Genomic DNA, 22,140 nt, shown 5'->3' on the forward strand with positions numbered 1-22,140 from the left:
CTGTTTGTAGCCGTACTTCGCCAGCCAGGCCGTACGGATCGGGATGACCGTGTTGAGGGCTTCGAGCAGGGCGGCGGTCGCGTCGATGTCCAGGACCGCCCAGTCGATAGCGGGCAGGAGCGGGCCGAGGGTCTATTCGGCCTTGGCCGGGTCGGACGCCCACACCACGACGTCGCGGCGGGTGAGGACTTCGGCCAGGGCGGTCAGTCCGCCTTCGGACTTGCCGGAGCCGGTCATTCCCATGACGAGGAGGTGCATGGCGTTGCGGTGGTCATCCGGATCGCCGGGGAAATACAGGACGGCCTCAGTGCCGTCCTCGTAGATGCCGATGCGGACCGGCTCGGCGATCGATCCGCCGGGTGAACTGGGCCCGGGGCAGGGCACGGTGTTCTTGAGCAGGTCGTGCGGGACGATCGTCAACTGCGCGCGGGAGGCGGATTCGGGGTCGGCGGTGACGCGGACGGCGTTCTTGGGGACGTCGAGTGCGCTGGCGAGCAACGGGACGGCCTTGGACACGTCGTCCTGGGTGAGCTCACCGCGCGGTAGCTGCAGGTCGAAGGTGGCCTTGTTGGGGGCGACTTCGCTGCGGGCGATCTGGGTCTTGGCCAGGCCGACCTTCTCCAGCAGCCCGCCGTCGGCGCCCGCGGCTCCGATGGCGTCGGGGTTGCGGCGCAGGACCTGGCGGATGTTCCAGGACAGGGCCAGGGCCGGGGCGCCCATGAAGTACAGGCCACCGAGCGGCCCGGCGTCCGGTCCGGCGATGGCCGCCGTGGTGAACCAGCTGGACGCGGCGGCGACGGTGACCGCGGAGTGGAGACGACGCTGGGCGCTGGTGGTCTTGCCCGCCCACCAGGTGACTCCGGTCAGGGCGACGGAGGCGAGGGTGAGACCGGCGGTGGCGGCGGCGCTGTCGGCCCAGTAGTGGTGGGCGGGCAGGGAGGCCAGGCCGGTCCCGGCGCCCGCGAGCCACGGGGGAAGGTGCGGCTTGACGCGGTGCAGCAGGTATTCGACGACGCCCCCACTGCCGGATGCGGTACGCAGATGTTGCTCGTGGGCCTGCTCGGGGGTGGTGTGCTGGGGCACGGCCTTCGGCCTCCCTACATGTGCGGGCGGTACTTGGGGGGATGGACGCTGCTTTGATGGCAGTGCCGGCCGCGGGGCGTCGGCCGGGTCGGATTCAGCAGTCCAGGAGGTGGTAGGGGAACGGCTCGTGCTCCATGCGGACGGCGGAAGAGCTGATCCAGTACCAGTGGAAGGGGAAGGAGCGGGCTCTCGGCTCCAGTTCGGTCCGCAGCTCCATAAGGGCAACGGCCCGGTGATGTCCGTCGGCCACGTACACGTCCGGGTACCGGTCACTGATGCCGAGGATGAGCGGCTCGTGCAGTCCGTGCCTGCGGATCGACTCCTTCAGCTCCTGGACCTTCGCCCGTTCCTTGTCGCGCCGGTCGAAGTAGCGCATGGCGTCGCGCCACTTGGCGTACTCGGTCGGCCGGATCTGCCGGTCGTTGAGGAACGACGTCTTCATCTGCCCGCGGTACTTCATCGGGAGGTTCCTCCAGTTCGTGTGTCGGCTCGTCGGGCGAGGTGGGCCGGCCTCCCCGCCCGGCTTGAGCAGCGCGGGCGGGGAGGGAGCGAGATCAGCTGTTGAAGTCGAAGCGGCGGCCAGTGGGGCGCTGGCGGCTGCGGTAGGGGGCGAGTTCGGGTTCGAACTCGCGCTGGAAGGCGGCGTAGGTGGCGGCCATGTTCTTGGCGGTGCCGCGGGCCTCCTCGGCGGCCTTCATCAGGCGCTTGGCGACGCGGCGGGCGCGCATCCGGGAGCCGAAGGGGTGGCCCTCGGGGTCGGGGATCTCCTTGAGGACGGACTGCAGGACCTCGGAGGCGGCGGCGAGTTCGAAGGAGAGCTGGAGGAACAGGCCCCGTCCGGCGTCGCAGTAGTTGCGCACGTCGACGTTGGAGAAGAACTCCGGGTCGGCGAGCGGGCTGTGCATGCTGCCGGACTGGCGGTCGCCCCGGCGGAAGAACCCCGACGTGCCGTTCCCGTTCCCGCGTCCGTTGCCGCGGCCGGTGCCGTTGGCGCCCGGGCCGCCGCCCATGTGGAAGTGGTACTGACGGTTGTAGGTACGGTTGCTGGTGCGGGAGCGCTGGTTGTTCGGCGGGGGCTGGAAGCCGCTCCAGTTGCCGCCTGTGTTGCGGCCGTTGCCCTGGCCGTTGGGGGTGGTCGGCATCAGGCGGTCTCCTTCGAAGTCGGTTCAGGCGAGCGGGCGTTGTGCAGGTGACGCCGCACGGCGTGGCCGGTGATCGTGAGGGCCAGCCAGAGCAGCGGGAGCGGTCCGGAGAGGGGCCCGTAGGCGATGGCGGCGGCGGCCCAGGCCCCGGCGGTCAGCCAGGCGGCGGCCAGGGCGTACCGCCAGGCGCGGACGCGGGTCGCGCACGCCGGCCGCTGCTTCTCGGCCCAGATCAGCCAGGCCGGGCCGACGAGGGCCGCGAGCACGGGGAGGGGCCATATCGCGGGCGAGGTCCCGTGGAGGATCGCCGTGCCGAGGAGGGCGAAGAGCGCCAGGAGGGAGGGGAGGAAGGCGCGGCGGCGCTTCCAGGCGGCGCGGCCGATCGCGGCGGCGGCGCGCTGCTTCCAGGTGCGGTGCTCGGGGACGACGATGACGAGCGGGGTGTGCCGTCCGCCGCGGGACTGCTTGGGGATGCGGACGGTGGTGATGTCGCGCTCGAACCAGGGGGCCATCACCGCACCCCCTCGCGGCCGGGGAGGGAGAAGACGGCGGTGCCGGGGCGGCCCTGGCGGCGGCCGCGCACCGTGGCGTAGACGTCGGGCTGGATGGCGACCTGCGAGCGGGTGCCGAGGCGCTTGGCCCGGTACATCGCCTCGTCCGCACCCCGCAGCAGCTGCGACAGCCCGGCGTTGGGCCGGTCGGACCTGCGGCACAGGCCGATCGACGCCCGCGGGAACAGGCGGGCAGTGCCGACGTCCACGGGGGCTGACAGCTCGCCGTCCAGCCCGCCCAGGTAGGACAGTTCGTCGTGTGCGTCCGTGCCGGGAGCGAGCCGGACGACGGCGGTGAACTCGTCGCCGCCCAGGCGCGCTGCGAACCCGTGCCGGGCCTCGCACCAGGTGGCCAGACGCTGGCCTACGGCGGCCAGGACCTCGTCGCCGACGTCGTGCCCGTAGCTGTCGTTGGTGTGCTTGAAGTCGTCCAGGTCGAGCAGGAGGACGGCGGCGTGCGGGTGCTTGACGGCGCGGCGGGCGCGGGCGGTGAACTCGTCGCGGCACATCAGCCCGGTCAGCGGGTCCGTGCGGGCGACGCGCAGCCGACGCGCGAGGTACAGGGCGTGCACGGCCCAGCCCGCCACGGGAACGGCAACCGGCAGGGCCTGGATCAGGGGAGTCATCGGGGCACCCTCCTTCGGGGTGTCGAGGTGGAGGGGGGAGCCGCCAAGGGGCCGGCTGCTCCCCGGGGTGTCAGGCTGCGGATGGCTCGACCAGCCGGGCGGCGGCCTCGCGTTCGGCCTTGAGGGCGTCGCGCAGGGCGCGGGCCCGGGACGGGGCGATGCGCAGGGCCTTGCGGATCGCCTCCGCGCTCAGCGCGTCGTCCGGCCAGTCGGCGGTCAGGGCGCGCGCCTGGGCGAAGAGTTCGTCCTCGGTGCGCGGGGCGGGGGGACGGCGGCTCGATCGGGACAGGCGCCCGGGCGGTCGGCGCGGTGCCCTGGCACCGAGCGGACGGCTCGATCGCGGCAGCGCCAGATCGAGGGTCATGCCCGGCAACCGGTCGGCCGGGGAGTCGGGCAATGCTGGGATCGATCCGGGCCGGTCGGGCGCCGATTCCCGCTCGACCGTCATGGATGCCCGGTGCTGCTGCCCGGCCGGGACGGGGCAGGTGGGGCCGACGATCGGGATCGGCTGCCAGTCGGCGGACCACAGTCGGGCGGTGATCCGCTGGGCCCCGGTGTCGGCGGCGGTCTCGACGACCTGTCCGAGTCGGCTCTCGGCGGAGAGTCGGGCGCCGAGCAGATCGGGGGTGAGCCCGGGGGCGGTGCCGTGGTGCACGCGCCAGGCGGTGGCGAACGCGTCCTCCGTCGGGAGGGTGCCGTAGGGGGCGGCGGTCATCAGCCGGTCGGCTGTCCGGCACACCTTGCGGTGGTGCCACCGGCGCTGGCGGGCATGCCGGGTCCGTTCGCGTTCTTCGCCGGCGGGGGCGTGGGCGCCGTGCAGGTGCAGCTCCCACATCGCCACCGCGAACAACGACGCCAGCGCCAGGACGACGCCGAGCCACAGCCCGTAATCGCGGCTGCCGTGCCAGAAGTTGACCCCGGCGGCCAGGGCCGCACAGCCCCAGGTGGCGGCGCGGTACCGGCCGGTGGGACGCCCCTGCCGCGCGGCCTTGGCTGCGCCGAACGTCGCCGCCCAGGCCCCGCCTTCGAGCATGACCGCCAGGAGCGCGGCCAGGAGCAGGGCGAGCCCGGCGGTGGACAGTGCGATCACCTGGGAGGCGACGGCCGGGACGATGGCGCAGGCCATGACGATCGCGGTGCAGATCAGGGCGCCGTTGTCGACCGCCCAGGCCCGCCGCTCACGCTGGCGGGTACGGCGATCGGCCCGGTCCTGCCGCTTCTCGGCGCGGGCCGCGGCCCGGTCGTCGCGGTCCTGCTCACGCTCCAGGCGCCGGGCCTCCCGTTGCTGGGCGGCGCGCTCGGCACGGTCCACGCGGTCCTGCTCGCGCTCGGACAGACGGTCCTGGCGGCGCTGCTCGTGCCAGAAGGCCATGTGCTCGTTCATGCCGCGGCTCCCATGGACTCGTCGCGGGGAAGGGCGATGTGGGTCAAGTCGGCGTAGTGGGCGGCCTGCTCGCCGGTGAGGTGTCCGTGATCGTCGATCGCTCCGGCCAGGCGCGGGACGCGGTCCCACAGGTGGGACAGGGCCGCGTCGGCCGCCCGGTGGACGACGGCGAGGTCCAGGCCAGCGGCAGGGCTGTGCCCGTACCCGAGGTCTCCGCGGTTGCAGAACCGCAGGGCCTCGGTGACCTTGTCGCGGTCGTCGGCGGCGAGGCGCTCGACCACCCAGGCGCGATCAGGCGTCCACAGGCCCTGCTCACGCAGCCATCGGTTCTGGGCACGTTCCCCGGCCGCGCACATCGCGATGAACTGGGCATAGGGGACGGAGAAGTTGCCGCCGGCCTTCACCCACGCAGCGCCGCCCTCGCCGGGTCCCTTGCCGAGGTCGTCGCAGAGGTGCACCTCGCCCACAGGAATGCCGAAAGCGAGGTACAGCACGGCGTGGCCGGCCTCATGGACCGCGATGAACCGGCGCAGTACCGGGTCGGGGAAGTCCAGGACCGCGTAGGTGCTGTTCCAGCGCTGCGGTTCGGGGTGGCGGGTGTAGACGGGCTTGTCGGAGTTGAGGTGCCAGGTGTTCACCGGTCGCCCCCGATCCTGATCGGGTAGTCCTCGCGGGCGAGGGGCGTGTCGAGGTCGAGGAACTGGTGGCGCTGTTCGGCCAGTTGTCCCTGGCGGTAGGCGCGGGGGCGCAGGTGGCGGTAGAGGCGGTGCCGCCAGGCGGCGGGCAGGGCGTGACGCATCGCGGGGCCTCCTTTCGGCGGAGGTCGGTGGTGGGGGCCCGCCCGGCAATCGCGGGTGCATGCCGGGCGGGCGGCTGAGGAGCAGGGGCTACTGGTCGTCGGTGAGACGCTCGTGCTGGGCGATGACCAACGGAACGAGCTCGGGGGCCGTGGCGTAGCCGGCGTACTCGCCGTCGGCGTCCCACACGTGCCACTGGGCGATGAAGTAGCCAGCGGTCTGCACGCCGACGGCCAGGTAGCGGCCAGCACGGATGACCGGGTCCAGGACGACGACGTCGAGCGGGAACGGAGTGGTCATCGCGCTCACTCCTCGTCCGGACACGGACGGGTGCACTCGCCCACGCAGCGGGGGCTCAGGGCCGTCTCCAGCTCGAAGCCCAGGACGTACTCGTCACGGAGCTCGACTTCCGTGTGGCTCCCGCAGGGGCAGGAGTACAGGAGGATCAAGCGGTCGTGGTATCCGCCCCAGGGGTCGGATACCGGCCTGGAGACCTCGCAGATCAGGAAGATGCCGTTGCCGAGGTGGGCGACGGCCATGGGCGGCTGGCCCTCCCCGCCGGACGGGTAGCCGCGCCAGGCTTCCGGGGCCAGGACCTTGGCCAGGGTGTTCCGGAACTGGCGGCCAACGGCGTCGCGGGCCGACATGACGGCCTCGCGCCGCTCGCGGTCCTCGCGCTCCTGGCGCAGCCGCTCGTCCGCAGCGTCCACCGCCGCCTGGTGCTCGGCAGCCAGGGCGAGGAGAACGGCCAGCAGCTCGGCCGGGGTGTCGAGGGTGGTCATGATTGCTTCCCCTCCGGGGAGTTGATGGTCTGGGGCACGTAGGGCCAGCGGCCCTCGATGTGGGCGGTGGGGTCGGTGCGGCGCCGGTAGGCCTGCAGGCTCGCCGCCTGCTGCGCGGCCCGTTCGACCTGCAGGGCGTGCAGGGCGTCCAGCTCCATGGCACCGAGGTGCGGGTAGGTGCGGCCGATGCGCCAGGCCAGGCGTGCGGCGGCGAAAGCGTCGGCGTTCGGGTCGTGCTGCTTGTCGTGCCGGACCTGCCAGTGCGCGCACAGATCCGGGAGCTGGCGGGAGCCGCGGCGGTAGGGCTGGACCTGCTTGTCGAGGACCAGCGGGTCGATGACCGGCGCCAACTCCCGCGACAGAAGCCGGTCCGGGAGCGTTGGCAAGTCATACCGGCGGCACTCGCGGTCCAGCAGGGTCAGGTCGAAGCGGGCATTGAAGACGACCAGCGGCCATCCCCCGTCCATCTGCAGCCCGAGCCAGTCGGTGATCTCACCGAGGACGGTGGCCGGGTCCCGGCCGTCGGCGCGGGCCTGGTCGGTGGTGATGCCGTGCACGGCCGTCGCCGCCTGCGGGATCTCCACGCCGGGGTTCACGAGCCACGTCGCGATCTCGGGTTCCCGCCCGGCGCCGACGAGGGCGACGCAGGCCGCGACGATGCGGTCCGTCGCCCAGTCGGTGCCGGTGGTCTCGGTGTCGAAAGCGATCAGACGGCCGTCCGGCCACGAGGTGGTGGTCACCGGATGCCTCCGTCCGCGCGCCGGGGGAAGCAGGTGTGGGTGCGGACGGCGCGGCGGGCAGCGTGCTTGTTGCGGAAGGAGCGGTGCCAGCCGCACACCCGGCAGCGGGGCAGGGCACTCATCCGACCCGCCTCCCCACGACCGGGGCGCCGGCCGGGCCGAGCACGGCCAGGGCCTGGTCGGTGAGCTGCGGGGCGAACTCCGGCAGCACGCCGAGCTCGTCGAGCGCGTCCACCAGGACCGCCTCCGGGTACGGGTCCCCGCCCCAGGACGCGGTCACCACCGCGACGGCGGCGGCCAGGAGCACCGCGTACTTCCGCTGCACGGCGGCGAGTTCGCGGCGAAGCCGCGCGTTCTGACGCGGGACCGAGACGCGCACCGGCCCCGGGGGGCATTTCTTCGGATAGGACATGAGAGGGATCAACCTCCTCTGTCGGAGGGGCTGTCGGGCCCGCGCAGGCAGCACGCAGCCACGGCAGGCCGGCCAGGCCCGACAGCCAAGGAACGGAAAGGAACGGGTGGGTCAGCGGCCGTGGCGGCGCCCGGACTGCCCCTCGCTGAGCAGCGACCGCAGCACCACGGCGACGACGGCGATGGCGAGCGCGGTCACAGCGGCCGAAATCGCGACCACGGCGACGGACAGCACCAGCGCCACGAGGACGACGCCGACGCCCAGGGCGCCGGCCGCCCCGACCGCGAGGGCCGTGCCCGGCGACCACCGCACCGCACCGCGCTCGGCGGAGCCGGAGCGGTCGCAGTGGCACGCCGCGCAGTGGTGGCCGGCCGAACGCTGGACGGGGGCCGGGGGCGGGAAGAGCTGCCGCCCGTAGGCGTCGAAGACCGGCGTGACCTGCGGCTCGTGCGGAGTCGGGGTGCTCATGCCGCGAGCTCCTTCCTCCGCAGGGCCCGGCGCTCCTCGGCGGTCAGCCCGCCGAAGATCCCGAACCTCTCCCCGTTGGCCATCGCCCGCTCCAGGCAGAGCTCGACCACCTGGCACCGCCCGCAGACCTGCTTGGCGGAGTCCACGAACCCCGGGAGGGCCTCGAAGAAGATCTCCGGGTCCTCACCACGGCAGGCCGCCAGGTCCAGCCACGACAGATCATCACGCGACCCGGAGGACACGACGGAGACCGGGTACGACTGCACCGCCACCAGCAACGCCCGTCGCATGCCGCGCAGGTTGTGGGAACGAAGCGAGGCCATCTCAACGCCACCGCGTCTCGACATAGACCGGGTCGGTGATCAGCCTCGTGGACGCGAACGCCGTCACGTTCAGCTCCCCCAGACGCCCGCGCGCCTGGAAGTACCAGTTGTCGATGCCCAACGGCTGGAACTCCGGCTCGGCGCCGAGCATCTGGCCCAGCCGGGCCACGGCCGGGAACGCCTCGCCGGAGGGCAAGTACGCGAACTGCAAGGTGAAGCCGTGGACATCCACCGTCACCGACGGCGCCGGCAGACCGGGAAGCGACTCCAGGAACTCCGCCACCTTCCGCAGGACCGCCGCGAGCCGCCAGGCCGGCGGCACGGGCTCGGACTCGCGAATGGGCAGGGGCGTACGCTGGTTGTGCATCAGTGCTCCTTTGCCAGGACTGATGTGGGGAGCCCCGCCGGGGGCCGGATGGTGTGACCGCACCTCCGGGACCGATACGGCGGGGTTTTCTCATGCCTCCCAGCGAGCGAGACATGTATTACATGTATCTCACTGTGGATGCGACGGACGTGGCCGTCAAGCCCTTCGCCGGTATCAACTCCGCAGAGTTGCCGTCTGCTTGGGCACGAGCATCGCCTGCGGGATCGAGACAAGTTACCGATGCGATGGACGAGTTGGAGGACATCTCAGTACCGTTCAAGTCGTCCCAGGACGTCCCCCGCTGAGGGAGCGTGGCATGGCGAACGAACGGCTCCGCAGCGCCATCGTGGCCAGCGACATGACCATGGATCAGGTAGCTGCACGCATCGGTGTCGATCCCAAGACGGTCGAGCGTTGGATCAACGACGAGAAGAGGAAGCCCTATAGGCGGTCGCAGTACGCCCTGGCGAACCTGCTCCGGAGGGACGTCTCATACCTCTGGCCCGAAGAGCGGACGGCGGGCGAGGTACGCGCAGCCGGCCAGGCGGAGCTGGTACGGCTCTACCCTCACCGTGCGGTCGCACCAAGGGAGTTCTGGCCCGACCTCTACGCGAAGGCCACCCGCGCCTTTGACGTCCTGGTGTATTCGGGCTTCTGGCTGAGCGAGGACCCCGCGTTCTTCAAGGTGGTGAAGGAGAAGTCGGCCGACGGCGTCCCCGTCCGCTTCATGCTCGGCGATCCCGGCTGTCTCGCGGTGGCCCAGCGCGGGGAGGACGAGGGCATCGGCACCGGCATGGCGGGCAAGATTCGCAACGCGTTGGTGAACTACGCGGGGCTGTTCGGGTTGCCGGGCGTCGAGTTCCGCCTGCACTCCACGACGCTGTACAACTCGCTCTACCGGGCCGACGACGAGATGCTGGCCAACGGGCACATCTACGGCGTGGGTGCCTACCTCGCCCCGGTGCTCCACCTGACCCGGGTGCCGGGCGGCGAACTCTTCGACTCGTACGCTGAGAGCATCGAACGTGTTTGGCAGGGGGCCCGCACGATCAACAGCCCCCACGAGCTGGGAGCGGCGGCATGAGTCGGACCGACTATTTCCACGACCCCGAGGCGCCGGCGGCCAACTCCGTCGTCCCGTCGGTCACCGCGGTCGTACGGAACGAGGCCGGGGACATCCTGCTGATCCACAAGACCGACAATGACCTTTGGGCCTTGCCCGGCGGCGGCCACGAGATCGGCGAGTCCATCGCGGACACGGTGGTGCGCGAGGTCGAGGAGGAGACCGGCATCCGCGTCGAGGTCCTGGACGTGAGCGGCCTCTACACCGACCCCGGCCACGTCATGGCCTACGACGACGGCGAGGTCCGCCAGCAGTTCTCGATCTGCTTCCGCGCCCGCCCGGTCGGCGGAGAGCTGCGGACGAGCAGCGAATCCAAGGAAGTTCGCTGGGTTCCGCCGACGGACCTGGACGGCTTGGACATCCACCGGTCCATGCGCCTCCGCATCGAGCACGGCCTCGACGGCCGGCAGGAGCAGCCCTACATCGGCTGAGGCACACCGACGGCGGCAAGCCTGCGGCTGACGCGCTCGCTCGCCGCGAGGATCTCCGGCTCGGCCCGTCGGATGAAGCGCCCGACGACGCTGTCCGCACCGTACCGGCCGACGATCTCGGCGACGCGGTCGGTCGGGTTGGTCGGATCGCCGTCGGGTGTGGTGGTCATATCGCAGTACAGCAAGGCGTCCACCAGGTGCGGCTGCTCCAACGCGAACTCATCCTCAATCTGCTCCCGTAGCCCGCGCTCCTCGGCCTCCAGAAGCGCGCATGTGTGGTGAGCGACGAGCCGGACGACGCGCTCGTCGGCATGCTCAACGCCGCGCAGGAACCGGGCACCGTCGAGGGGATGAAAGCCGGTATCCCGGAGTCGCGGCGAGTACCCGATGTCGTGGAGCACGGCGGCCGCTTCGAGCAGCTCGGCGTCGTCGCCCAGGACCGGGGCCAGCCCCCGGGCCCGCGCCTGGACGCCGCAGGAGTGCGCCCACCGCCGCGGAAGCGGCTCGGCCAGCAGGGACTCGGCAAGTTCGTGCGCCCAAGCGATGAGTTCCATGTGCAGGGACCCTACGGGGTGCCGGCCTCGGGCGGGAGGGCCTTCACGATCCGCCCTTTCCCGTGTACGGCCTCTAGGAGACCTTCACCCTCAAGCTGCGCCAGGGCCCGCCGGACTGTCGTCCGCGAGATGTCATAACGCCCGCACAACGCAGCCTCCGAGTAGAACGCGTCCCCGACGGCGAAGCCTTCACCCACAAGGAGGGACCGCACCCGGTCCACCAACGGCGACGGAGTGTCCCCACCGGTCCGCACTCGCCAACCAACGCCCGGCACGGCCTCGACCAGTCCCTGAGCAGCCAAAGCCCGGAGCGCCCGCCGGACAGTCGTCCGAGCGACCCCGTACTCGCGCATCAGCGCCGCTTCCGAAGGAAGCACGGACTGGTCAGGCTCCTCGGTCAGCCGGAGCCGCAGTGCATCGGCGATCCGTGTGTAGGTACCGCGCTGGCTTCGTTCGGGCACAGGACTCCCCTCGTCGGATGTCCCGGCAAGCGTATGAGACCCCGTTCCGGCCCAAGAGCCCGATTCGGCCAGGAGCGCACTCGCCAATGCGCGAAATGCACCCTTGTGAACGCACCTGCCCTCCTTCACGGTCATGCCAGGACTGCACTTCAGCAGCCGTAGAGGGGGAGGTAGACGTTCATGAGGGGACCAAACCCGGACTCAGCGTGGGCACGCCGTGTCTTCGGCGAGCTGGTCGACCCACTGGCCCAGGCCATACCAGAGTGCCTGGTACGTGCACACGAGCGGGCCAGGGAGGGCCACCAAGGCGTTCACACGCAGACCTTGGAAGCGTATGGCCACGGCCTGTACGCCGTGCAGTACGAGGAGCTGCTCGCCGGCCTGCAGGACTTACCCACCGCTCAGCCTGTGCGGTTGGGGTCTCGGACCGTGATGATGGTCGGCGATCACATGCTCTATCCCCTCCGCTACGCGAAGACCGACGTCCCCGTCACAGAAGCCCGGCTACGCCGGGCCACCGGCCTACGGGCAGACCTCATCCGGCACTAAACGGTCCCGAGCCGCTGCAAGGAGAGCTGGATCTTGAGTGGGATGAAGTGCCGGAACCAGAGGTCCACCGTAATCTCACCCGGCTCCCTCCGGGCACCAGGTTGATCCTCCTCGCGTACGCGTGCTCCATGGAACGCGGTGTGATCCGTCTGGAGTGGGGGGAGGCAGAGCTCCGGAGCGAGGACAGGTACTTGGTCTGGCACCACCACGAGCCGCTCCCGCTGGGCCATCAACGAGGCAGCGGGTGACGGAAACCAGCTCCTCCGCAGAGCAAGATCCGGGCCATTCGCGGACCACTGCTCCAGGTCACCGGCGGCACAGCGTGCTCCGCGCAGGTCAGCCCAGCAAGGCGCCTTGAACTCCAAGCAGACGAAGAAGCTGCTGGTAGCCGGCCAGGGTGTCATCGATCCGGAGCTTGGCCGCCAGCTTCCCGCTGTCGTCCGCCAGGGCCACGTCGTGGTGCCCTTCCGCCCAGTCGATCCCGCAGTAGATGGTCAACTGCCCCCCCTTTCCTCTCGTCTGCGCTGTTCAGGAGCCCAAGCGGGCCACGCGGCGCTCCAATACCGGGGCTCTCCCCACGCATCCGCAGGCCTGGCCCTCCCTCTCACTGGCCGTTCGTGGCACCAGCGCACCGCGCGGGCCTCGGTCCGTCTTGAGGCGTCTGGCGCCGAAAGCTTCGAGAGGTCACCGTGCAGCGGGCTCGCATCACAAGCACCAACGAGAACGCACCCGTTCGGGTGATGACAGATCCGAGGGCACCGGGAGGCGCCGGTCCCTACAAGGGGCTTCACGAGCCGGAAGTAGTCGAAGCGTCCACCCGGCACCCACGGACCCACCACACCCGAGCGAGGGCAGCAGCCGCAGACCACCGAGAGGTGCCAGTCCATGCTTGAGGCCTCGCTGAGCCGGAAGGATACGAAGCATCCACCGAAGTCCCACGGCCACTGCGCTCGATCGAACAGCCGGCCTTCCGAGGAGGCCTTCTCAGGGCTTCCAGTTCGGGCTGACACCCCGTATTGGAAGGATACGGAACCAACAGGGCCCCTCGGACGCCGGTGTGATGAGTGGAATCACCACGCCAACGACGAGGGGCCCTGCCGCGTCACCGACCGGCTGACCTACCTGTTCATCCCCACAGCACAGGATGAAGACGTTCACTGACCACGGGCACCCGGCGGTCCCCAGGGACGGTCACGGCAGAGGAGCGACGTTGTCCAACAGGTGCCGTAAGGAGTCGTATCTCTATCGATCACGAGGACAGTCGTTTCGAACAGGGCGCCGGGTCGGGTGATTTTGGTCGGGTGGGTGCATGAAGGCAGGGCCTCCGGTGCAGCACGAGGGTTACTTAAGCCAACTCATGTGCCTGGAGGTCCTGTTGGTGCTGTGGTGCGCGGTTTCGTCCTTCGGGTTCGACTCGGCGCCGTCGGCGAGCGACTGCCTCGCGCACCGGTTCGGGAACCTGGCCGATCAGCCGGAGAGGGGTCGGAGTACCCGTCGGACACGACGGCCGCGCAGTAGGCGTGGTCCGTGACGCGCTGCCGGCGCCAGCCTGGTTGGAGGTGCCTGGCGACGCCTACCCGCACCTTGAATCGTACATATTTCCTCACTTGCCCCAGCATGGGTGAATGGGTGGATGCCGAACCGCACGCGGGGGATTCTGCCCTTGAGAGATCTGCGATCACGCACATTCCGGTTCAGTAGCCTGGGAGTTGGCCAATGCCTCATGTCCGTCGCGCCTCCGCTGTCGCAGGAGCAAGCATCCTCCTCACTTTTGGGGGAACTGTGCTGGCTGCACCCGCGCAGGCCCAGGACGGGTTCATCGGCGGAGTGCTGGGGCAGGGAGTCTCGACCTTTCTCGATGGGGTCAACTACGGGCTCACGGGATCGGAGCCGCAGGAGGCCACAGGCAACGGGCTCGTCGGCGGAGCGCTGGGGCAGGGGGTTTCGACCCTTCTCACTGGGGTCAACTCCGGGCTCTGAGGGATCGGTGGTGCAGGGCACAGGTTGGAGTAGCGGTAGTTCGTTGAGAAGCCGTATTCCTGTCGATCACGAGGGCGGCTCTGATCGAACAGGGCCCTTTGCCGAGTGATCTCGGCCGGGTGGGTGCATGAGAACGAGCCCTTTGACCGTCGTCCGAGGTCAGCCCTCGCGGCGGACCGCCCGGTCCCACACGAACGCCGCGCACCCAAGGGACCACACCACACCCATCCCGATACTGATCAGGAGGGGCAGGCGCGTGAGGTCGAAGACCCACGCGAGGACATCCAGTACGGCCCAGGTGACGAGCACGGCGAGGAAGCTGCTGCCCGCCGCCCGCAGGCGGCTTCCGGTGTCACTCATGGCCGCACCGGGCGCGTTCCCTGTGCCACTGGCGCCAGTCAGCCCAGAGCAGACCGGACCAGAAGACGGCCGCGCAGACGTTGACGACACGGTTGCCCGGAGGCGGCAGCGGGTCCCGTCCGGAGCCGGTGAGCCAGCCGATGACCTCCCCCGCGAGCCAGCCGCCGAAGACGAACGCCAGGATCATGACCACCCTGTGGAGCCAGCAACGCCACCGCGAGGCGACGGGCTCGGTGCGGGTCTCGCTCATGCCCCAGACCGTAGGCCGGACAAGGGCCCGAACCCGCTCAGGGCGTGTCCGAGGGTTCCCGGGTGAGGAAGGCACTGGCCAGGCTGTCCTTGAAGCGGACGTACGGCGCAATGGCGACGGCACGCTGGTGCCGCATCGCCCGCAGCACGGAGACCGCGTTGTCCGTGGTCGCCGGCGGCTGGACCAGAGAACGTGCGCTGCCCACCACGGGCTCGACGAGGCAGACATGGCGTTCCGCCTCGACCAGGTCGGATTCGAGGAGGGCCTCCCGCGCGAAGGCGAGCTCCGGTGCGCGCAGGGCCAGCGTCTCGACAGGCTCGGGCAGCGCGGCGATCAGTTCACCGACGGCATCCCGGTACGCGCGGTACTCCACGTGCATGGCGCCGCTCAGCGGGACCGGGACTACGGTCGGGACCATCGTGGGACGTACGGCGGTCGCGTAGTGGTCGGCAGGCAGCGCGGACGCGTGCGCACGGGCGGCGGGAAAACCCTGCACGTACACGGTCGCCCGGTGGAGCAGCGCGGTGGACTGGGGCCACTGTCCCTCGCGCAGTCGCCGTACTGCCTCACGCAGGGCGAACGTTGCGTAGACATTGAACAGGACGTGGATGTGATGACCGGTGATCCAGCGGGCCAGCCACATGTCCTCCGGCCGCCGGATCCCGTCCACCGGGTCCTCTCCCGGCCCGGTCCCGGGCTCCGCTGCGGCATTCGTGGCCTCCTCCGGGAACGTTTCCTGCCCCAGGAGGTCCAGCGCCACCTGGCGCATCGCGGCGGTCTCACGGGCGATGTCGCTGCCGGCCAGCGGGGCGTCGCACAAGTCCACAAGCCCTCGGTGAATCACCCCGGCCGCCTGGTGAGCCGCCTGCCCGGCCCCGAGTTCCGCAGTGCGCACCCGGAAGTAGCTCTGAACGGCCGACTTGGCGGGAAGCGACTCCGCAGCGGTCACGGTACCGGTGGCGGGAAGAGCGCTGGTCAGAGCATGGGCAGCGCAGGCTGCCGCCCGGAGTGCCGCCGTCCGCGCCTGGACCGTACCGAACGCGGGCACGGCCGTGAGGGCGGAAGCGAGCTTGACGGCCAACGTGCGAGCCATCCCCTGAAGACAGGGCATGCCGTGTGGCCGTAAGGGCTCACAGAACACCGTCACCGGAGGAAGAGCGCCTGAACCACCGTCATCCACCATTGTGTTCGACCTCCCGCCTCTCACCGGACGCCCGGCCGACGGACCCCGTCGGGCCGACGCCGACGGTCCCCTACCCGGCGCGCGAACTGCCAATCAGGCACCACCCGCACGGTACAGCGGTCCGGACGGCGAGTCCGGCCCAAGCCCAAGCCCCGCCGGACCGCACGAGATGGCCGCCGCGCCCTCAACGGAGGTCAGTGCACAGGCGCTCCGCCTTGGCTGACGGGCCCGGGTTCCGTCAGCTCCGGGCAAGACGCGCCCACACCCTGGTGGCCCCTCGGGCTCGCAGAGAATCAACATGCCGATTTGATCTTGCTTTGGGTGGGGTTGGAGTCCAGGAACGTCGCGATGTCGGCGGGTGTGCGGAAGCGAGCTGTGGCGGCGTTGATGCGATGGCCGTGCGCTTCCAGGAGGGGGGCGGACTTCCTGGTTTGCGCGGCTGATGGTCATGGCAGTGACGCCGAAGAGTTGGCCGAGGAGGTCCATGGTGGCGAGCTTGCGCTGGTGGAGCACGGTGGCCAGGATCCGGTCGGCTGGAGCGAGCTTGGCTTTGGCGCCTGTGCCGGGGGCCACCAGCCGTTCGTGACCCCGGCGGGCGCGAAGTGTTCGCTCGCGCTGTAGTTCCAGCTGCGGGATCAGGGTGTCGATCAGCTCGCCGAGCTGTTGGCGGGCCATTCCGGTCAGTTCCGGGTCCTGCAGTGAATCCGGCGTCAGGCGAGGTGGTGTGCTCGCAGGCGCCCGGTCTGCTGGGCTGGCCGGGGCCGTGTTCAGGGGTGATTGGGGGTAAAGGGTGTAGTTCCAGTCACCGTGGAAGCGGTGGCGTGTGATCGGCAAGGCGGCGATGACCTGGTCGCTGATATGGATGCCGGTGGGGTACTGGCTGGTGTCGAGCTCGGCGTGCAGCGGTCAAGCCAGTGCGGGTGGTGGTTGCGGCGATGCTCTGGACGATGACTTCATGGCTGGTCAGGGGCCTGCCGCGCCAGGCGGACGGGCACGATCCCTGCCCAGTAGTCGAGTTCGGCGTCCTTGTCGTCGGATTGGTCACCGACACGGGATTTGGCCGTCACCGTGGCAGGGGCGCCGAGTCCGACGCTGACCACCTGGACGCCGGCCAACTCTTTTTGATTGGGCCTGCGAGTGTCGTGCCAGCGGCCCGGTATGACGTGGTCGACCAGGACTTCGAAGGCATGACAACGCTCTTCGGGCGGGACCAGCCGTGCCGTGCTGTCGACGACGACGGAACGGAAGTCGACGCCGGTGCTGGTCGTGGCGCGCCCTCCGTCCAGGACTACCCCGAGCGCGTTCGTGCGGTCAGCGGGCCAAGAGCGGTATGTACCAGCGAGTTCGATGTAACACCTTCGCGGAGGGGCTTCCCGGCCCGGCGAGCACGGTGAGAGGCGACGCGACAGGCAGGCCGGCAGAACGAGGCGTCGCGGCGGTGTCCTCGGCCCGGGAGGAAGCGGCGGCCGCAGGCGGGGCAGCGTACGGCGATCGCGTTCGGCCCGTTGAGGATCATGTAGAGGCCGATGGCGGCGCCGTCGCCGTAACGGCACCGGCCGCGTCCGCCTTGGCCGCACAGGCCGGGCCGCAGTAGAGGGCGTCCGAGCGGACAGCCGCCCGGATCGGTTCCCGGCACCGGCGCACTCGACCGGCCATGGCTTCAGCGCCCCGGGCACGGCGCCGGCCCCGTACAGCCGCGGGCCCCGGTCGCCCCCTCCGGGAGAGGGCGACCGGGGCCCGGTCGGGCTCGGGAGCCGGTCAGACTGCCTGGTCGCGCCAGGTGTCGAGAACGGCCTGGACGGCGCTGGAGACCTGGTTCTGCTGAGTGCGGTCGGCCCACAGGTGCGCGTCGTGCTCAGTGAGTGTGACCGTCTCGCCCGTGACGGTGGCGGTGAAGTTGAACTGGCGGGTGGCGCGTCCGCGGCCGGAGCGGTAATCGAAGTGCCCGAGGTAGCGCCCGATGGCGGTGACCGTCAGCCCGGTCTCCTCGGTGACCTCCCGCCGCAGGGCCTCGACGAGGGTCTCGCTGTTGTCGACGCCGCCGGAGGGCAGTTCCCACAGCCCGCCGAGGTAGTCGTCGGCCGGCCGGTGCAGCAGCAAGACCCTGCCGTCGGCGTCGGCGATGACGGCACCGACGACGGTCTTGATGATGCCGTCGCGCTCGGCGGCGCGGGCAAGGTCGTCGAGCAGAGCGGTGTCGGGTGGAGACGGGCTCACAGCAAGTCCTTCGTATGAGAGGCGACTTTGGCGAGGGCCGCGGTGTAGGCGTCGGCGAGGCGGATGTCCTCCTCACGGGTGCCAGACCGGCAGCTTGAAGGTGGTGGCGTGCACGTGCTCGGCCGCCGGGAAGTCGCCGGCGGCGGGGCCCCGGCGGTCAGCGTAGCCAGGCAGCAGGGCCCCGGGGGCCTGGAACAGCGGATGAGTGCCCAGGGGGCAGGTCGAGCCCGGCTGGTCTGTCTCGGTGGCGCCTTCGGCGCGGACGGCGTCGAGGAACCGGTGAAGCGGCAGCCCACCGAGCTCGGCCGGCTCGTACCGCAGCGGCAGCGCGTACCAGGACGGCCGGGCGGAGACCGGCACGTGTGGCACCTGGATGCCCGGCACACCGTCCAGGGCAGCGCACATGCGGGCCGCGATGGCTTGTCGCCTGGCGAGGTAGCCGTCCAGACGGGCGAGCTGGGCGCGGGCGAGCGCGGCCGCGAGGGGGTGGATACGCAGTTTGAGGCCCATGCCGGTCACCGCGAAGCGCGCGAGCGGGTGGTCGGAGGGGATCTCGCGGCGGCACCGCTTGTTGTACTGGCCGTGCAGCAGGAGCCGGTAGTACAGCTCGGTGTCGTCGGTGGCGACGAACCCGCCCTCGCCGGCCGAGAGCGGCTTGGGGCCGTTGAGGCTGAACGCGGAGGCGGTGCCGAACGTGCCGACCATCTGGTGGTTCCAGGTGGCGCCGTGGGCGTGGGAGCCGTCTTCCAGCAGCATCAGCTCGTGCTCGTCGGCGAAGGACACCAGCGCGTCCCTGTCCTCGGGCAGCCCCCACAGGTGCACCGCGACGGCGGCCTTCGTCCGGGCGGTCAGCCGGCGGGCGGTGTCCTCCAGGTCGAGCCGGCCGCGGTCGTCGACGTCGGCGAGAACGGGGTGGGCGCCGAGGTGGAAGAGCGGGGTGGCGGTGGCGTGGAAGGTCAGGGCCGGGACGATGACCTCGTCGCCGGGGCCGATCCCGGCGGCCACGTACATCGAATGCAGCGCGGCCGTTCCCGTGCAGGTGGTCACCACGTGCCGGACCCCGAGGCAGGAGGCGAGCGCGTCCTCCAGGTCCGCGACGACGCCGGAGCGGTCGGGGATCGAGACGGCCGTCTCCAACTGCTCGGCGACCGCGCGCCGGTCGGCGTCCTCGATCGGCGGCCACACGAAGTGCGGGCCCGGTGCCGTCACGACGGGCCGGCCGCCGAGCAGGGCGAGCGGGGAGTCATTCATACGAGGAACTCCTTGGGGTCGGCGGGGCGGTTGGTGGTGGCGGAGGCGTAGGCGGCGGCCAGGAACGCGGCATGCGGCAGGTGCGCGGCCGGGCCGGACGGGTTGGGGGCGGTGCCGTCCAGGACACGGCAGAAGCGGTCGATCTGCACGGCGGGTGAGCAGGGTCGCTGCGGCTCGCGCAGCAGCGACTCGACCACCTGCCCACCGGGGTCGAGGAGGCGGACGGTGCCGCGCTCGACGGTGAGCGTGCCATGCGGACCGGTGATGGCCAGGCGCTCGCTCTTGGGACCGGCGGAGCGGGAGACCAGCAGCGAGCCGTACAGGCCGCGGTCGTAGGCGAGGTGGACCAGGGCGGTGTCCTCCGCGTCGTACTCGGCGCCCGACGCCGCGGCGGTCGAGGTGTCCGCGAGGACGCGGTCGGGCAGCCCGAGATACCAAAGGAGCAGGTCGATCAGGTGATAGCCCATGTCCGCCAGGCACCCGCCACCGGCGAGCTTCGCGCGGCCACGCCACCCGGCGGCCGGGTCCGGGCAGTGGAAGGTATACCGGCCCTCGACCAGATACGGGGCGCCGATCCGTTCCAGCAGTTGGAGACCGACGGCGTAGACGGGGTGGAAGCGGCGCTGGACGGTGACCATCAGCTCGATCCCGCTCTTGTCGCACAGCCCGGCCAGCTCGGCCGCCTCATGGGGGTCGGTGGCGAACGGCTTCTCCTTGAGCACGTGCACTCCAGCCTCGGCGCACGCGGCGACGATCTGCTGCCCGGCGTGGTGCGGCACCGCGGCGATGACGAAGTCCGGCCGGACCTCCTGGAGCAGGCGCTCGACGCTGGTGAAGCCGGGCACCTGGTGCGCGTCGGCCGCGGCGGCGACCCGGTCGGCGTCGACGTCGCAGACCCCGGCGAGCTCGGCGAGGTGGCACTGGGCGAGGCCAGGCAGGTGGTCGTTGGTGGCCTGGCCGCCGAGCCCCACCATCGCGGCCCTCTTGGGCACGTTCATCGCTCACATCCCCTCTCGGATGCGCGGCGGCCCGCCGTCCGGGCCCGCCTGCCCTTCGAGGACACCGCGGCCCTGTCGCCGGTGGCAGGGGCGTTGCCGTGGGCCGCAAAGCCGTTTGCATCCCGTGCAAAGCCCCTGTTGGGGCCCGGCGCGTGCGAGTACGGTGTGCGGCGGCGCACTCCCGGCGAGCGGGGGACGGGTATGGACGCGGTCAGATCACAGTCGGCACCGGCGGTGGACGGCAGCCCCGGGGAACTGGTCCGGCAAGCGCGCAAGAAGCAGAGCCTGACCCTGGCCCGGCTCGGAGAGCTGACCGGCTACTCCGCGGCCCAGGTCTCCCGATACGAGCGCGGCGTCTCACCACTGACCGACGTCACCGTGCTGCGGCGCTTCGCCGACGCCCTGGGCATCCCGTCGCAGGCCCTGGGTCTGGCCGCCCCGCCCGAGGTCCGCCACGGGCGGATGATCGGGCCAACCGCCGCCTACCCGCGGCTGCCACGTCCTAGGGTGGCGGAGACGGCTCGTCGAGGAGACGGGGAGGACCCGGTGCGGCGCAGGAAGTTGCTCGCGAATCTCGCGGTCACGGCCGCCGCAGCCGTCGGCGCCCCCCTCCTGCCCACGGGCAAGGCCCCTGGCGAGGATGCCGCCGTTGGGGAGGTCCTGGTCGCGCGGGTGCGGGACGCCGTGCTCGGCCTGCACGCGGATATCGCCGTGCCGCCGACTGCGGTCCTGCGCACCGACCTGGCCCGCGCCTTCACCGACTTCCACGCCTGCGCTTACGGGAGCCTGTCCGTACGGCTGCCCCGGCTGATCTGCGCGGCCCACGCCCGGGCCGCCGGTGAGGGCGCCGAGGAAGACGGGCTGCTGGCCCACAGCTATCTGCTGGCCACGCGTATGCTGATCAAGCTGGACGAGCAGCAGCTCGGCTGGATGGCCGCCGACCGCGCCCGCCAGGCAGCCGAAGCCGCCGACGAGCCCCTGCTGGTCGCGGAGGCCGCGCGGCAGCTCGCGGTTCTGGCCCGTAAGGCCGACTGGCACGAGCAGGCACTGTCCATCGCCCTGGCGGCCGCCGACCACCCCGCCCTCCGCGGCGGGGAGCCGGCACTGGCGGCCCAGCGGGGTCTGCTGATCCAGTCCGCCGCCTACACCGCCGCCCGCGCCGGCGACGCGGCAGGGATGCGGGAGCTGACCGGCGAGGCTGCCGCCGTCGCCCGGGAGCTCGGCCCGGCCGCCGTGCTGCGGGACCACGGCGGCGGGTTCAGCCCCACCACCGTCCAGCTCCATTTGGTCTCCGCCGAGAACTCCGTCGGCGACCCCTCCGCCGCACTCGCGGCGGCCAAGGCGGTGGCGCCCGGGAGCCTGCCGAGCACCGAGCGCCGGGCTCGCTACTACACCGACGTCGCCACCGCCTTCGCCCGGTGGAACCACCGGGACGACTGCATCCGCGCACTCCTGGCCGCTGAGCACCACGCTCCCGAGGAAACCCACGCTCGCCCGGCGGTGAAGTCGCTGGTCTCCGGACTGCTGGTCTCCGGGCGCACGACCACCGAGCTACGCGGGCTGGCCGCCCGTGTTGGTGTCCTCGCCTGACGGCTCGCTCGCCGTGCAGGACGGGCCATCATCGCCTACGGGCGGAACGGGCCCGTCTCCTCCGGCGTGCCCGCGCCCAGCAACTGGCTGCCGCCCTTCATCCGGTGCAGGCCGGGGATCACCGCGGACGACCTCCTCGGTGGCGACGGTGGGGCGTCCGCCGACCCGGCCGCGGGCGCGGGCGGCGGCCAGGCCCTCGTTGGTGCCGATGACGATCAGCTCGCGGATGAACTCCGCCAGGGCGGCGAAGACGTGGAAGACGAGCCGACCGCCGGGCGTGGTGGTGTCCAGGTTCTCGTGCAGCGAGGTGAAGCCGATGCCGCGCTCGCGGAGCTCGCCGACCACGTTGATCAGGTCCTGGGGCTGCGGCCGCGCTCGGCCACCGGGCCTTCCTTGACCGGGTAGCCATTGGGCGCCGCTCGGTGACCCGGGTCTGGGTCAGCCGCAGCGCGGCGGCCACCAGCCGGGCCGGATGGACGCTCTCCGGTGCCACCACCGGGGCGCCGGCGACAGCCGAA

At 71.3% G+C, this 22,140-nt stretch carries 30 protein-coding genes and 2 pseudogenes; 3 read left to right on the forward strand and 29 right to left on the reverse strand.

Annotated elements, in window-relative coordinates:
• Positions 1-132: 132 nt before the first annotated feature.
• From I5Q34_RS34485 to I5Q34_RS08185, 16 genes are all read right to left on the reverse strand, one after another.
• Positions 133-1,083, reverse strand: coding sequence for a hypothetical protein (locus I5Q34_RS34485; RefSeq protein ID WP_234428610.1), 951 nt, complete (start codon positions 1,081-1,083; stop codon positions 133-135).
• Positions 1,084-1,177: 94 nt separating this feature from the next.
• Positions 1,178-1,543, reverse strand: a complete 366-nt coding sequence (locus tag I5Q34_RS08120) for a ParB/Srx family N-terminal domain-containing protein (RefSeq protein WP_199891511.1) — start codon at positions 1,541-1,543, stop codon at positions 1,178-1,180.
• 94 nt (positions 1,544-1,637) lie between these two features.
• A complete protein-coding gene (gene traA / locus I5Q34_RS08125; RefSeq protein WP_199891512.1) occupies positions 1,638-2,225 on the reverse strand; it encodes a plasmid transfer protein TraA in 588 nt (195 codons plus the stop codon).
• Positions 2,225-2,737 (reverse strand): hypothetical protein, encoded by a 513-nt coding sequence (locus I5Q34_RS08130; protein ID WP_199891513.1) that lies wholly within the window; start codon positions 2,735-2,737, stop codon positions 2,225-2,227. The genes traA and I5Q34_RS08130 overlap by 1 nt, the downstream gene beginning before the upstream one ends.
• A complete protein-coding gene (locus I5Q34_RS08135) occupies positions 2,737-3,402 on the reverse strand; it encodes a GGDEF domain-containing protein (protein ID WP_199891514.1) in 666 nt (221 codons plus the stop codon). Before I5Q34_RS08135 ends, I5Q34_RS08130 begins: the two co-directional genes overlap by 1 nt.
• A gap of 70 nt (positions 3,403-3,472) precedes the next feature.
• On the reverse strand, positions 3,473-4,786 hold the full coding sequence (locus tag I5Q34_RS08140; RefSeq protein ID WP_199891515.1) for a DUF2637 domain-containing protein: 1,314 nt from the start codon (positions 4,784-4,786) through the stop codon (positions 3,473-3,475).
• Positions 4,783-5,424, reverse strand: coding sequence for a hypothetical protein (locus I5Q34_RS08145; RefSeq protein WP_199891516.1), 642 nt, complete (start codon positions 5,422-5,424; stop codon positions 4,783-4,785). Before I5Q34_RS08145 ends, I5Q34_RS08140 begins: the two co-directional genes overlap by 4 nt.
• A complete protein-coding gene (locus I5Q34_RS08150; protein ID WP_199891517.1) occupies positions 5,421-5,585 on the reverse strand; it encodes a hypothetical protein in 165 nt (54 codons plus the stop codon). Before I5Q34_RS08150 ends, I5Q34_RS08145 begins: the two co-directional genes overlap by 4 nt.
• Before the next feature lie 88 nt (positions 5,586-5,673).
• Complete coding sequence (locus I5Q34_RS08155; protein ID WP_199891518.1) at positions 5,674-5,883, reverse strand: hypothetical protein; 210 nt, start codon at positions 5,881-5,883, stop codon at positions 5,674-5,676.
• 5 nt (positions 5,884-5,888) lie between these two features.
• Positions 5,889-6,365, reverse strand: coding sequence for a hypothetical protein (locus I5Q34_RS08160; RefSeq protein WP_199891519.1), 477 nt, complete (start codon positions 6,363-6,365; stop codon positions 5,889-5,891).
• Positions 6,362-7,105: an exonuclease domain-containing protein gene (locus tag I5Q34_RS08165; protein WP_199891520.1), complete on the reverse strand. Its 744-nt coding sequence runs from the start codon at positions 7,103-7,105 to the stop codon at positions 6,362-6,364. Before I5Q34_RS08165 ends, I5Q34_RS08160 begins: the two co-directional genes overlap by 4 nt.
• On the reverse strand, positions 7,102-7,227 hold the full coding sequence (locus I5Q34_RS35470) for a hypothetical protein (RefSeq protein WP_267911932.1): 126 nt from the start codon (positions 7,225-7,227) through the stop codon (positions 7,102-7,104). The genes I5Q34_RS08165 and I5Q34_RS35470 overlap by 4 nt, the downstream gene beginning before the upstream one ends.
• Positions 7,224-7,517: a hypothetical protein gene (locus tag I5Q34_RS08170; RefSeq protein WP_199891521.1), complete on the reverse strand. Its 294-nt coding sequence runs from the start codon at positions 7,515-7,517 to the stop codon at positions 7,224-7,226. Before I5Q34_RS08170 ends, I5Q34_RS35470 begins: the two co-directional genes overlap by 4 nt.
• A 111-nt stretch (positions 7,518-7,628) precedes the next feature.
• On the reverse strand, positions 7,629-7,985 hold the full coding sequence (locus I5Q34_RS08175; protein ID WP_199891522.1) for a hypothetical protein: 357 nt from the start codon (positions 7,983-7,985) through the stop codon (positions 7,629-7,631).
• A complete protein-coding gene (locus tag I5Q34_RS08180) occupies positions 7,982-8,275 on the reverse strand; it encodes a WhiB family transcriptional regulator (RefSeq protein ID WP_199891757.1) in 294 nt (97 codons plus the stop codon). The genes I5Q34_RS08175 and I5Q34_RS08180 overlap by 4 nt, the downstream gene beginning before the upstream one ends.
• A 34-nt stretch (positions 8,276-8,309) precedes the next feature.
• Complete coding sequence (locus I5Q34_RS08185) at positions 8,310-8,675, reverse strand: hypothetical protein (protein WP_199891523.1); 366 nt, start codon at positions 8,673-8,675, stop codon at positions 8,310-8,312.
• Between the two features lie 316 nt (positions 8,676-8,991).
• On the opposite strand from I5Q34_RS08185, the gene I5Q34_RS08190 reads away from it, so the two are divergent.
• Both I5Q34_RS08190 and I5Q34_RS08195 read left to right on the forward strand, forming a co-directional pair.
• Positions 8,992-9,759: a helix-turn-helix domain-containing protein gene (locus I5Q34_RS08190; RefSeq protein WP_199891524.1), complete on the forward strand. Its 768-nt coding sequence runs from the start codon at positions 8,992-8,994 to the stop codon at positions 9,757-9,759.
• Positions 9,756-10,229: an NUDIX domain-containing protein gene (locus I5Q34_RS08195; protein ID WP_199891525.1), complete on the forward strand. Its 474-nt coding sequence runs from the start codon at positions 9,756-9,758 to the stop codon at positions 10,227-10,229. The genes I5Q34_RS08190 and I5Q34_RS08195 overlap by 4 nt, the downstream gene beginning before the upstream one ends.
• Here I5Q34_RS08195 and I5Q34_RS08200 read toward each other — a convergent pair.
• From I5Q34_RS08200 to I5Q34_RS08255, 12 genes and pseudogenes are all read right to left on the reverse strand, one after another.
• On the reverse strand, positions 10,217-10,783 hold the full coding sequence (locus I5Q34_RS08200) for an HD domain-containing protein (RefSeq protein ID WP_199891526.1): 567 nt from the start codon (positions 10,781-10,783) through the stop codon (positions 10,217-10,219). The two genes, I5Q34_RS08195 and I5Q34_RS08200, sit on opposite strands and share 13 nt — an antisense overlap.
• Positions 10,784-10,794: 11 nt before the next feature.
• Positions 10,795-11,379, reverse strand: coding sequence for a winged helix-turn-helix domain-containing protein (locus tag I5Q34_RS08205; protein ID WP_307811656.1), 585 nt, complete (start codon positions 11,377-11,379; stop codon positions 10,795-10,797).
• A gap of 765 nt (positions 11,380-12,144) precedes the next feature.
• Positions 12,145-12,291 (reverse strand): annotated as a pseudogene (locus tag I5Q34_RS08210) (transposase); the annotation flags it as partial.
• A gap of 1,641 nt (positions 12,292-13,932) precedes the next feature.
• Positions 13,933-14,133, reverse strand: a complete 201-nt coding sequence (locus I5Q34_RS08215) for a hypothetical protein (protein ID WP_199891529.1) — start codon at positions 14,131-14,133, stop codon at positions 13,933-13,935.
• Positions 14,126-14,383, reverse strand: coding sequence for a hypothetical protein (locus I5Q34_RS08220; RefSeq protein ID WP_199891530.1), 258 nt, complete (start codon positions 14,381-14,383; stop codon positions 14,126-14,128). The genes I5Q34_RS08215 and I5Q34_RS08220 overlap by 8 nt, the downstream gene beginning before the upstream one ends.
• A 37-nt stretch (positions 14,384-14,420) precedes the next feature.
• The gene (locus I5Q34_RS08225) at positions 14,421-15,476 is read right to left on the reverse strand and encodes a hypothetical protein (RefSeq protein ID WP_199891531.1); all 1,056 of its coding nucleotides are present in this window, start codon (positions 15,474-15,476) and stop codon (positions 14,421-14,423) included.
• Positions 15,477-15,659: 183 nt separating this feature from the next.
• The gene (locus I5Q34_RS08230) at positions 15,660-16,469 is read right to left on the reverse strand and encodes a hypothetical protein (RefSeq protein ID WP_199891758.1); all 810 of its coding nucleotides are present in this window, start codon (positions 16,467-16,469) and stop codon (positions 15,660-15,662) included.
• Positions 16,369-16,617, reverse strand: a complete 249-nt coding sequence (locus I5Q34_RS35740; RefSeq protein WP_307811657.1) for a hypothetical protein — start codon at positions 16,615-16,617, stop codon at positions 16,369-16,371. The genes I5Q34_RS08230 and I5Q34_RS35740 overlap by 101 nt, the downstream gene beginning before the upstream one ends.
• Positions 16,520-17,242 carry a pyridoxamine 5'-phosphate oxidase family protein gene (locus I5Q34_RS35985; protein ID WP_374192989.1) on the reverse strand — a complete coding sequence of 241 codons (723 nt, stop codon included), beginning with the start codon at positions 17,240-17,242 and terminating at the stop codon, positions 16,520-16,522. The genes I5Q34_RS35740 and I5Q34_RS35985 overlap by 98 nt, the downstream gene beginning before the upstream one ends.
• An 82-nt stretch (positions 17,243-17,324) precedes the next feature.
• Positions 17,325-17,783, reverse strand: a complete 459-nt coding sequence (locus I5Q34_RS08245) for an NUDIX hydrolase (RefSeq protein WP_199891534.1) — start codon at positions 17,781-17,783, stop codon at positions 17,325-17,327.
• Positions 17,784-17,855: 72 nt separating this feature from the next.
• Complete coding sequence (locus tag I5Q34_RS08250; protein ID WP_199891535.1) at positions 17,856-19,034, reverse strand: DegT/DnrJ/EryC1/StrS aminotransferase family protein; 1,179 nt, start codon at positions 19,032-19,034, stop codon at positions 17,856-17,858.
• Positions 19,031-20,032 (reverse strand): Gfo/Idh/MocA family protein, encoded by a 1,002-nt coding sequence (locus I5Q34_RS08255; RefSeq protein ID WP_199891536.1) that lies wholly within the window; start codon positions 20,030-20,032, stop codon positions 19,031-19,033. Before I5Q34_RS08255 ends, I5Q34_RS08250 begins: the two co-directional genes overlap by 4 nt.
• 201 nt (positions 20,033-20,233) lie before the next feature.
• Here I5Q34_RS08255 and I5Q34_RS08260 point away from each other — a divergent pair, with 201 nt between their 5' ends.
• Complete coding sequence (locus I5Q34_RS08260) at positions 20,234-21,622, forward strand: helix-turn-helix domain-containing protein (RefSeq protein WP_199891537.1); 1,389 nt, start codon at positions 20,234-20,236, stop codon at positions 21,620-21,622.
• Here I5Q34_RS08260 and I5Q34_RS08265 read toward each other — a convergent pair.
• Positions 21,584-21,982: pseudogene (locus tag I5Q34_RS08265) on the reverse strand (recombinase family protein); the annotation flags it as partial. The gene I5Q34_RS08260 and the pseudogene I5Q34_RS08265 overlap by 39 nt on opposite strands.
• Positions 21,983-22,140 lie beyond the last annotated feature (158 nt).

Source organism: Streptomyces sp. AV19 (assembly GCF_015999245.1).
Taxonomy (GTDB): Bacteria; Actinomycetota; Actinomycetes; order Streptomycetales; family Streptomycetaceae; genus Streptomyces.